This window comes from Streptomyces tricolor (assembly GCF_002155905.1).
Lineage (GTDB): Bacteria > Actinomycetota > Actinomycetes > Streptomycetales > Streptomycetaceae > Streptomyces > Streptomyces tricolor.
Map to the genome: position 1 here is coordinate 20,507 of NZ_MUMF01000323.1, position 8,751 is coordinate 29,257.

General features: G+C 74.0%; 9 protein-coding genes and 1 pseudogene. 6 read left to right on the forward strand and 4 right to left on the reverse strand.

Going from position 1 to position 8,751, the window contains the following annotated elements; all coding sequences use genetic code 11:
* The first annotated feature begins 9 nt into the window (after nucleotides 1–9).
* A complete protein-coding gene (locus CCN44_RS23240; protein ID WP_086699202.1) occupies nucleotides 10–1,809 on the forward strand; it encodes a serine hydrolase domain-containing protein in 1,800 nt (599 codons plus the stop codon).
* 19 nt (nucleotides 1,810–1,828) lie between these two features.
* Here the strand turns inward: CCN44_RS23240 and CCN44_RS23245 are convergent, their stop codons facing one another.
* Both CCN44_RS23245 and CCN44_RS23250 read right to left on the reverse strand, forming a co-directional pair.
* Nucleotides 1,829–3,391: a phytoene desaturase family protein gene (locus tag CCN44_RS23245; protein ID WP_086699206.1), complete on the reverse strand. Its 1,563-nt coding sequence runs from the start codon at nucleotides 3,389–3,391 to the stop codon at nucleotides 1,829–1,831.
* A gap of 54 nt (nucleotides 3,392–3,445) precedes the next feature.
* Nucleotides 3,446–4,288: an oxygenase MpaB family protein gene (locus tag CCN44_RS23250; RefSeq protein WP_086699208.1), complete on the reverse strand. Its 843-nt coding sequence runs from the start codon at nucleotides 4,286–4,288 to the stop codon at nucleotides 3,446–3,448.
* A 182-nt stretch (nucleotides 4,289–4,470) separates the two neighbouring features.
* On the opposite strand from CCN44_RS23250, the gene CCN44_RS23255 reads away from it, so the two are divergent.
* Genes CCN44_RS23255 through CCN44_RS23265 form a run of 3 tightly spaced genes read left to right on the forward strand, consistent with a single transcriptional unit; the run spans nucleotide 4,471 to nucleotide 6,511 of the window.
* Complete coding sequence (locus tag CCN44_RS23255) at nucleotides 4,471–5,274, forward strand: VOC family protein (RefSeq protein ID WP_059254755.1); 804 nt, start codon at nucleotides 4,471–4,473, stop codon at nucleotides 5,272–5,274.
* 44 nt (nucleotides 5,275–5,318) lie between these two features.
* Complete coding sequence (locus tag CCN44_RS23260; protein ID WP_086699211.1) at nucleotides 5,319–5,741, forward strand: CBS domain-containing protein; 423 nt, start codon at nucleotides 5,319–5,321, stop codon at nucleotides 5,739–5,741.
* A 23-nt stretch (nucleotides 5,742–5,764) separates the two neighbouring features.
* Nucleotides 5,765–6,511 (forward strand): PP2C family protein-serine/threonine phosphatase, encoded by a 747-nt coding sequence (locus CCN44_RS23265; protein WP_086699214.1) that lies wholly within the window; start codon nucleotides 5,765–5,767, stop codon nucleotides 6,509–6,511.
* An 18-nt stretch (nucleotides 6,512–6,529) separates the two neighbouring features.
* Here the strand turns inward: CCN44_RS23265 and CCN44_RS23270 are convergent, their stop codons facing one another.
* Complete coding sequence (locus CCN44_RS23270) at nucleotides 6,530–7,165, reverse strand: protein-L-isoaspartate(D-aspartate) O-methyltransferase (protein ID WP_059247472.1); 636 nt, start codon at nucleotides 7,163–7,165, stop codon at nucleotides 6,530–6,532.
* Between the two features lie 96 nt (nucleotides 7,166–7,261).
* The gene (locus CCN44_RS23275) at nucleotides 7,262–7,654 is read right to left on the reverse strand and encodes a nuclear transport factor 2 family protein (protein WP_059247473.1); all 393 of its coding nucleotides are present in this window, start codon (nucleotides 7,652–7,654) and stop codon (nucleotides 7,262–7,264) included.
* Nucleotides 7,655–7,792: 138 nt separating this feature from the next.
* Between CCN44_RS23275 and CCN44_RS23280 the strand changes: the two genes are divergently transcribed.
* Entirely contained in the window at nucleotides 7,793–8,386 is a 594-nt protein-coding gene (locus tag CCN44_RS23280; RefSeq protein WP_059247474.1) for a PadR family transcriptional regulator, read from the forward strand.
* A gap of 52 nt (nucleotides 8,387–8,438) precedes the next feature.
* Nucleotides 8,439–8,751: pseudogene (locus CCN44_RS46400) on the forward strand (SGNH/GDSL hydrolase family protein); the annotation flags it as partial.

Here is an 8,751-nt window from a genome sequence, read left to right on the forward strand (position 1 = left end):
GGCCGCACCATGACGGACCAAGTGGCAGGCGGACGAGCGAGCGGACCGACCCGCCGCCGGCTCGTGGCGGGCTCCCTGGCCGCGGGCGGCGCCCTGGCCCTCGGCGCGCTCCCGGCGGGCCCGGCCGCCGCCGCGCCCGCCGCGGCACCCGCCTCCGCCCGCCGTCCCACCCTGCGCCACGGCTCGCCCGAACGCGCCGGGCTGCTCCCCGCGCACCTGCGCCAACTCGTCACCGACGCCGAAACGTTTCTCGGCCCCTCCCCCAAGCACCCCTGGTACGCGGGCGCCGTCCTGCTCGCCGGGCGCGGCGGCACCGTGGCCCTGCACGAGCCGATCGGCACGGCGGTGCGTTACGCCGGATACGACGAGAAGACCGACACCGGTGTCGAACTGCCGCCCGAACGGCAGTGTCCGATGACCCGCGACACCGTGTTCGACCTGGCGTCCGTCTCCAAGCTGTTCACCTCGATCCTGGCCGTCCAGCAGATCGAGCGGGGCGCGCTGGCCCTGGAGGGCACCGTCGCCTCGTACCTCCCGGACTTCGGCCGCGCGGGCAAGCAGGACGTGACCGTCCGTCAGCTCCTTACCCACACCTCCGGTTTCCGCTCCTGGATCCCGCTGTACAGCGCGCCGACGTACGAGGAGAAACTCCGGCTCGTCTTCGACGAGGCACCCGTGAGCCCGCCGGGCAGCGCCTACCTCTACTCGGACCTGAACCTGATCTCCCTTCAGCTCGTCCTGGAGAAGATCACCGGCCGCGCCCTGGACACGCTGCTGCGCGACGAGATCACCGGTCCGCTCGGCATGGACAGCACCCGCTACAACCCGCCCGCCTCGTGGAAGCCGCGGATCGCGGCCACCGAGGACGCGCGCAGGCCCTGGTCCGGGCTGGACAGGGGGCTGGTGTGGGGCGAGGTGCACGACGAGAACGCGTACAGCCTGGGCGGTGTGGCCGGTCACGCGGGCGTCTTCGCGAGCGCGTGGGACCTCGCGGTGCTCGGCCGCACGCTGCTCAACGGCGGCTGCTACGGCCGGGCGCGCATCCTGCGGCCGGAGTCGGTGGAGCTGATGTTCACCGACTTCAACACGGCCTTCCCCGGCGACGAGCACGGGCTCGGCTTCGAGCTGTACCAGCACTGGTACATGGGGGCGCTGGCCACCCCGCGCACCGCCGGCCACACCGGCTTCACCGGCACCTCCCTGGTGCTCGACCCCACGACCGACTCGTTCCTGATCGTCCTCGGCAACTCCGTGCACCCGGTGCGCACCTGGCGGTCCGGTTCCGCCCCGCGGGTCGCCGCCGGCAACCGGCTCGCCCGGGCGGTACCGGTCCGCCCGGCGCGCGGCCGTACGGCCTGGTTCTCGGGCATGGCGAACGCCACGGCCGCGACGCTCACGCTCCCGGCGCTGGACACCTCCGCCGGCCCGGCGCGGCTGCGCTGCGCCCTGTGGTGGGACACCGAGCCCCGCTCCGACGCGGTGGCCCTGGAGTCCTCCGCGGACGGCGGCACCACCTGGCAGCCGGTCCCGTTCACCACCGCCCGCCACGGCGAGGACGCCGAGGACCACCCCGCGGGCGCGGTCACCGGCTGGTCGGGCCGCGTGTGGCACCGGGTGACCGCGGCGCTGCCGGCCGCCCCACGGCTCGCCCTGCGCTGGCGGTACACCACCGACCGGCTGTACGTCGGCCGGGGCGCGTACGTCGACGCGCTGCGCGTCGAGGCGGGCGGGGCGGTGCTGTTCGACGGGGCCCGCCCGGCGGACGCGGCACGGATCACTGCGGTGGGCTGGCAGGGTTCGGCCGACTGACGCGGAGCGGGAGCGGGGGTCAGGGCCGCTCCAGCACCGCCATCGCCGCGTTGTGCCCCGGAACCCCGCTCACTCCGCCGCCGCGCACCGCGCCCGCCCCGCACAGCAGGACGTTGGCGTGCCGCGTCTCCACACCCCAGCGGCCGCTGCCGTCCTGGGCGTACGGCCAGGACAGGGCCCGATGGAAGATGTTGCCGCCGGGCAGCCGCAGGTCCCGTTCCAGGTCGAGCGGGGTCTTGGCCTCGATGCAGGGGCGGCCGTCGGCGTCGCGGGCCAGGCAGTCGGCGAGGGGTTCGGCGAGGTGGGCGTCGAGCTGGGCGAGGGTGGACTCCAGCAGCTCCTCCCGTACGGCGTCGTTGTCCCGGTCGAAGAGCCGGGCCGGGGTATGCAGGCCGAACAGGGTGAGTGTCTGGTAGCCGCGCTCGGCGAGGTCGGCGCCGAGGATGGTGGGGTCGGTCAGGGAGTGGCAGTAGATCTCCGACGGCGGTGCGGCGGGGAGTTCGCCGGCGGCGGCCTGGGCGTGCGCGGTGGCCAGTTGCCGGTAGCCCTCGGCGATGTGGAAGGTGCCGGCGAACGCCTCCCGCGGGTCGGCGTCGGGGTCGCGCAGCCGGGGCAGCCGGGTCAGCAGCATGTTGACCTTGAGCTGGGCGCCCTCGGCGGGTTCGGGCGCCGGATCGCCGGTGAGGACGGCCAGTTCGGCCGGGGAGGCGTTCACCAGGACGTGCCGGGCGGCGGCGACGCCCTCGCCGCCGGCCGTGCGGTAGGCGACCTCGGCGGTGCGCCCGTCGGTGTCGATCCGGACGACCTCGTGTCCGGTGGCGATGCGCGCCCCCGCCGAACGGGCCGCCGCCGCCAGCGCGTCGGTGAGCGCGCCCATGCCGCCGACGGGCACGTCCCAGGCACCGGTTCCGCCGCCGATGACGTGGTACAGGAAGCAGCGGTTCTGGTCGAGGGAGGGGTCGTGGGCGTCGGCGAAGGTGCCGATGAGCGCGTCGGTGAGGACGACCCCCCGCACCAGGTCGTCGGCGAAGGTCCGCTCGACGGCCACGCCGAGCGGTTCCTCGAACAGGGTCCGCCAGGCGGTCTCGTCGTCGATGCGGCGGCGCAGTGCGTCGCGGGTGGGCAGGGGTTCGGTGAGGGTCGGGAAGACGCGCTGGGCGACGCGCCCCGTCATGCCGTAGAAGCGCTGCCACGCCCGGTACTCGCGGTCACCGCCGGTGAGCCGGGCGAACGCCTCCCGGGTGCGCTGCTCGCCCCCGCCGACGAGCAGACCGGTGGGCCGTCCCGCCCGCTCCACCGGGGTGTACGAGGAGATGGTGCGGGCGCGGACGCGGAAGTCCAGGCCGAGGTCGCGCACGATCTTCCGCGGCAGCAGGCTGACCAGGTAGGAGTAGCGCGACAGCCGGGCGTCGACCCCGGCGAACGGGCGGGTGGAGACGGCCGCGCCGCCGGTGTGGTCCAGCCGTTCCAGCACCAGCACGGAGCGGCCGGCCCGGGCCAGGTAGGCGGCGGCGACCAGGCCGTTGTGGCCACCACCGACGATGACGGTGTCGTACGCGCGGGTGGTCTCGTTCGCGGACATGGTTCTTCGTAGCACGCGGTGATCCACGACGGCCAGAGGCGGATCCGGCCCGGATCACGGCCCCAGCTTCTCCGGCGCCGGGCGGGCGTGCGGGCCGAGCCGCGCCATGGCACGCAGGATGTGCTGCGGCGGCAGCTGCCAGCGCAGCCGTGCGGGGATCCGGCGGAGCAGGGCACCGGTGGTCCGCAGCCGGCGGGTGACGGCGGCGGGGGCGGGGGCCGGTCTGCCGTACAGCTCGTGGGCGTACGGCGGCAGCGCGGCGTAGGCCAGCAGCGCCACCCGCCGCCACAGCAGTTCCCGGGCCGGGACGAGGAGGGGGTGCGTGGGCGGGCGGAGCAGGAAGTCGTCCACCGCGCGCGCCTCGGGCCCGGCGGCCAGCCGCGGCCGGACCGCCTCGAAGTACGCGGCCAGCTCCGCCCGGCCGGCCGGTACGGTCTCCGGGTCGAGTCCCACCAGCCGGGCGCCGACGCGCTGTTCGGCGATGTACCGGTCCGCCTGGGCGTCGGTGAGCGGGACGCCGGAGCGGCGCAGGACGTGCAGATAGGAGTCGATCTCCGCGCAGTGCACCCACCGCAGCAGCTCCGGTTCGTCGACGCCGTAGCGCTCACCGGTGTCCGGGTCGGTCACGGTGAGCATGCTGTGGATCTTCCGCACCCGGGCGCCGGCCCGCTCGGCGGCCTCGGTGGTGCCGTAGGTCGTCGTCCCGACGAAGTGCGCGGTGCGCATCAGCCGGCCCCAGGCGTCGCGCCGGAAGTCGGAGTTCTGCATGACGCCCCGGACCGCGCGCGGGTGCAGGGCCTGGAGGTAGAGGGCGCGGACGCCGGCGACCCACATCATGGGGTCGCCGTGCAGCTGCCAGGTCACGGATGCGGGGGTGAACAGTCCGGGGTCGGCCATACCCGTCACTGCCCCGCCCGCACGGAGTTCATTCGCTCGGACGTGCGAGGAACGGTCGTCCGGCGGGTGTGGCTCGGCGTTCGCGTCGGCGTTCCCCGGGGACGGCGTGCGGGTGTGCGGTTCTCGTCGGACACTGGAGGGAAGCGGTGGCTGCCGGTCCGCGGGAGCAGGGTGCGATGGCCATGAACCACGGCACGACGGAGTCTTCCGGCGCGACGGACGTCTTCGACACGGGTTCGGTGTTCGGCGCGCCGTGCTGGGTGAGCCTGACCAGCCGTGACCTGGACGCGACCCAGGAGTTCTACGGGGCTGTGCTGGGCTGGCGGTTCCGCAGGGCGAGACTGGGCGAGCACTTCCGGACCGCGCTCGCGGACGGCATCCCGGTCGCGGGGATCGCGGCGATGGCCGCCGTGGGGCAGCTGGCGGCGGCCTGGACGCCGTACTTCGCGGTGACCGACGCGGACGAGGCGGCGTCCCGCACCCGGGAGCGCGGCGGCACCGTGGCGGTCGGGCCTATCTCGTTCCCGCCCGGCAGGGCGGCGCTGCTCGCCGACCGCGACGGCGCCGCGTTCGGGGTGTGGCAGGGCAAGCTCGTCACCGAGTGGGAGGCGTGGCGACACGCGGCACCGACGTTCATCACCCTGCACACCCGCGACGCCTTCGACGCCGCGATCTTCTACGGCGAGATCCTGGAGTGGGCCTCGGGCCGCCCCGGCTGCTGTGAGGTCGAGTACGCGGAGGAGGAGGTGCTGCTGCGCAGCCGGGACGCCATCGTGGCCCGCATCGAGTCGGGGGCGGTGGAGGAGCCGCCCGACCCCTCGGTCCGGGCGCACTGGCAGGTCCATTTCACCGTGAAGGACGTGGAGTCCTGCGCCCGGGCGTCGGAGCGGCACGGCGGCAGCGTCCTGCAGGAGGGCGAGGACGAGGCCGTGCTGCGCGACCCCGACGGCGCCCAGTTCACCGTGACCTCGCGCCGGGCCGACTGACCCGGAACCCGACCCGGCCACGCACACAGTGGAGGAGCCGAACGATGACGACGGCCAAGGACATCATGAGCCCCGGGGCGCAGTGGATCCCCGCCGGCGAGACGCTGGACCGCGCCGCGCAGATGATGCGGGACCACCGGGTGGGGGCGCTGCCGGTCAGCGACCCGAACCACGACGACCGGATGTGCGGCATCATCACCGACCGTGACATCGTCGTGAAGTGCATCGCCGCGGGTCACGACCCCGCGCGTGTCCGGTGCGGGGACCTGTGCGAGGGCACACCGCGCTGGATCGACGCCGGTTCCGACGTCTCCGACGTGCTGCGGGAGATGGAGGGGCACCAGATCAAGCGGCTTCCGGTGATCGAGAACAAGCGCATGATCGGCATGATCAGCGAGGCGGACGTCGCGCGTCACCTCACCGACGACCAGCTCGCCGAGTTCGTGCAGCGGGTGTACGCGGGCTGATCCCCCGCCAGGGGTGGCATGCGATGGCGTACGTCGCCGTGAGCGCGCTGAGCCATCCGGGACTGATCCGCGAGCGCAACGAGGACAGCCTGGTCGCCGGGCCGTGGACGCTGTGCGCCACCGTGACGGAGAACCCGCAGACACTGGTGTTCCCGCTGGGTACGCCACTCGTCGTCGCGGTCGCCGACGGGCTCGGCGGCCAGCCGGGGGGCGAGGTGGCCAGCGCCCTCGTGGTACGGCGGCTCGCCGCGGCAGGGGCCGGGCTGGCCACCGAGGAGGATGTCCGCGAGGCGGTGCACGCCTGCAACCGCCAGGTGTACGCGTCCGCGCGCGCGGCCGGCGACGCGCTGGCCACGATGGGGACGACCGTCGCGGGCGCCGTCCTGCTGCCCGGGTCGCTGCTGGCGTTCAACGTGGGCGACAGCCGGGTCTTCGCCGCACCCCGCGACGGGGTGCTCCAGCTCAGCGTGGACGACAATCCGCCGCCGCGGCCCGGGCAGCGCACCACGTCCGTCGTGACCCAGTGCCTCGGCGGCACGCCGGTCTACCGCGCCGTCGCACCCCATGTGACGGCCGTGTCCCTCGCCGTCGGCGACCGGTACCTGATCTGCACCGACGGCCTCACCGACCCGCTGCCCAACGACGTCCTCGACGGCGTGCTGCGGGAGTACGACGACGGACGGGCCGCCTTCGAACTGTGGAAGGCCGCCATCGCGGCCGGCGGGCCGGACAACATCACGCTGGCCGTGGTGCGCGTCGCCGACCGCTGACCGCCGACCGCCGCGGGGTCATGTGGGGAAGCCGTACCGTCCGCGCAGGCGGACGAAGGACGCGGGCGTGACCAGCCGCCGGCGCTCCAGCCCCGTGGGGGTGCGCGCGAAGCACACGACCTGCTCCCGGCCGCCCGGCCCGATCGGCTGGACGAGCCGGCCGCCGAGCCGCAGTTGCTCCACGAGCGGGGCGGGGACGTCGGGGAACGCGGCGGACACGAGGATCGCGTCGTACGGAGCGCGCTCCGGCACTCCGCCGCTGCCGTCCCCGACGCGCAGTTCGACATTGCGCACGCCCTGCCGGGCGAGGTTGCGCCGGGCCCGGTGCGCGAGGTCGGGCACCCGCTCCACGGTCACGACCCCGGCGGCCAGCCGGGCCAGCAGGGCGGTCTGGAAGCCGAGTCCGGTGCCGATCTCCAGCACGTGTTCGGTCCCGCCCAGGCCGAGGCTGTCGATCATCATGGCCGAGAGGGAGGGCTGTGTGGTCACCTGCCCGTGCCCGATCGGGACGGGCACGTCGTGGTAGGCGTCCGCGCGGGCGTCCGGGGGCACGAACCCCTCCCGGGGCGTCGCGCGTACGGCGTCGAGCAGACGCTCGTCACCGATCCCGGCCGCCCGAACGGCCCGCACGAGATCCTCGCCCGTGGGCACCATCGTCCGTCGGCTCCTCCTGACCTCAGTGTGCCGCTTCCGGCCGGGGCCTGCCCACGTCGCCGTGCCGGACCACGAGGCCTGCCGGAGGCCCCTCTCTCAGGCCGCCGCGGCCTCGGCGGCGATCCGGTCGAACTGGGCGCCCATCGCCTCGGCGAGCGCCTTGGCGGCGGAGAGCGGCCGGACCATGACGGTGAAGTCATCGATCTTCCCCTCCTCGTCGAAGTGGAGGAAGTCGCAGCCCTGGATCCGCCGCCCGTCCACGGTGGCGGTGAAGACGAAGGCGTGGTCGCGGCCGTCCGGGTTCGCGATCTCGCGGACGTAGGTGAAGTCCTCGAAGACCCGCATCACTGCGCGCAGGATGGCGGCGGTGATCGCCTTGCCCGGGTACGGCTTGAAGGCGATGGGGCTGGTGAAGACGACGTTCTCGGCGAGGAGCGCCTCGATGGCGGCCTCGTCACGGTTCTCGACGGCCTTGCGGAACGGATGCACGGCATCCCCCTGTACTCAACTAATTGATTAGGTGCGTCGGAGGTTAGGTTCGCGCCGTGCCGGTTGTCCACCCCCTCCGGGCAAGGACGAAGGAGTAGTCAATGAGATGAGTAATCAACGACGCGATAACCTGCTTCCATGGCACTGCGCAACGCTGTGATGGCCGCGCTCCTGGAAGGGGAGGCGTCCGGCTACGACCTGGCCAAAGGCTTCGACGCCTCCGTCGCGAACTTCTGGATGGCCACCCCCCAGCAGCTCTACCGGGAGCTCGAACGCATGGAGCGCGAGGGGCTCATCGCCGCACGGGTCGTCGAGCAGGAGCGCCGGCCGAACAAGCGCCTCTTCTCGCTCACCGAAGCCGGCCTGGACGCCGTGCGCGCCTACGTCGCCGAACCGCCGGGCAGGCCGACGACCGTCCGCGACGAACTCCTGGTCAAGGTGCAGTGCGCGGACATCGGCGACATCGAGGCCGTCCGCGCGGCGATCACCGAGCGCATGGAGTGGGCCGCCGCCAAGCTCGCCAGGTACGAGCGGCTCAAGGAGCGCCTCCTGAGCGGGCGCACGGAGGACGAGTACTGCGCTCAGGCGGAACGGATCGGGCCGTACCTGACCCTGCTGCGCGGCATGGCGTTCGAGCGGGAGAACCTCCGGTGGGGCGAGACCGCGCTGCGCATCCTCGAACGGCGCGCGACCGCTGCCCGCGATCAGGAACACGCCGCATCACCGACGTGACCCTCCGGCGACCGCCCCCGTACCGACGCACCGAACAGACGGCCGCACCACGGGGCTGCGTGGCCGGGCCGGCCGCCTCGCCGGCATCCGACCCGCCACCACCCCGGCCTGCTGAACGCCGACCTCGCCGTCCGGGGCCGTCTCGCCGGCCGGGTCCGCGCCGAACAGCTCGGCCCTGCGCTCGCCCCGCGACCGGACCCGGCAACGGTGGCGGCGGGCGTCGACGACCCGCTGCGGCCCCGGTCCGACGCCGACGAGGTGGCCGGCCACTTGGAGGCGATGTTCGCCGCGCTCACCGCCCAGGGGACCCGGCTCGCCACCCTCACCTTCCCCGACGTCACCCCCATCACCCCCCTGGCCCGGCC

What these genes read in the sequence shown, in the direction of transcription:
- CCN44_RS23280 (WP_059247474.1), top strand. Translation starts at nt 7,793, where the DNA reads ATGGCACTGCGCAACGCTGTGATGGCCGCGCTCCTGGAAGGGGAGGCG.
- CCN44_RS23270 (WP_059247472.1), bottom strand. Translation starts at nt 7,165, where the DNA reads ATGGTGCCCACGGGCGAGGATCTCGTGCGGGCCGTTCGGGCGGCCGGG.
- CCN44_RS23240 (WP_086699202.1), top strand. Translation starts at nt 10, where the DNA reads ATGACGGACCAAGTGGCAGGCGGACGAGCGAGCGGACCGACCCGCCGC.
- CCN44_RS23265 (WP_086699214.1), top strand. Translation starts at nt 5,765, where the DNA reads ATGGCGTACGTCGCCGTGAGCGCGCTGAGCCATCCGGGACTGATCCGC.
- CCN44_RS23250 (WP_086699208.1), bottom strand. Translation starts at nt 4,288, where the DNA reads ATGGCCGACCCCGGACTGTTCACCCCCGCATCCGTGACCTGGCAGCTG.
- CCN44_RS23260 (WP_086699211.1), top strand. Translation starts at nt 5,319, where the DNA reads ATGACGACGGCCAAGGACATCATGAGCCCCGGGGCGCAGTGGATCCCC.
- CCN44_RS23255 (WP_059254755.1), top strand. Translation starts at nt 4,471, where the DNA reads ATGAACCACGGCACGACGGAGTCTTCCGGCGCGACGGACGTCTTCGAC.
- CCN44_RS23245 (WP_086699206.1), bottom strand. Translation starts at nt 3,391, where the DNA reads ATGTCCGCGAACGAGACCACCCGCGCGTACGACACCGTCATCGTCGGT.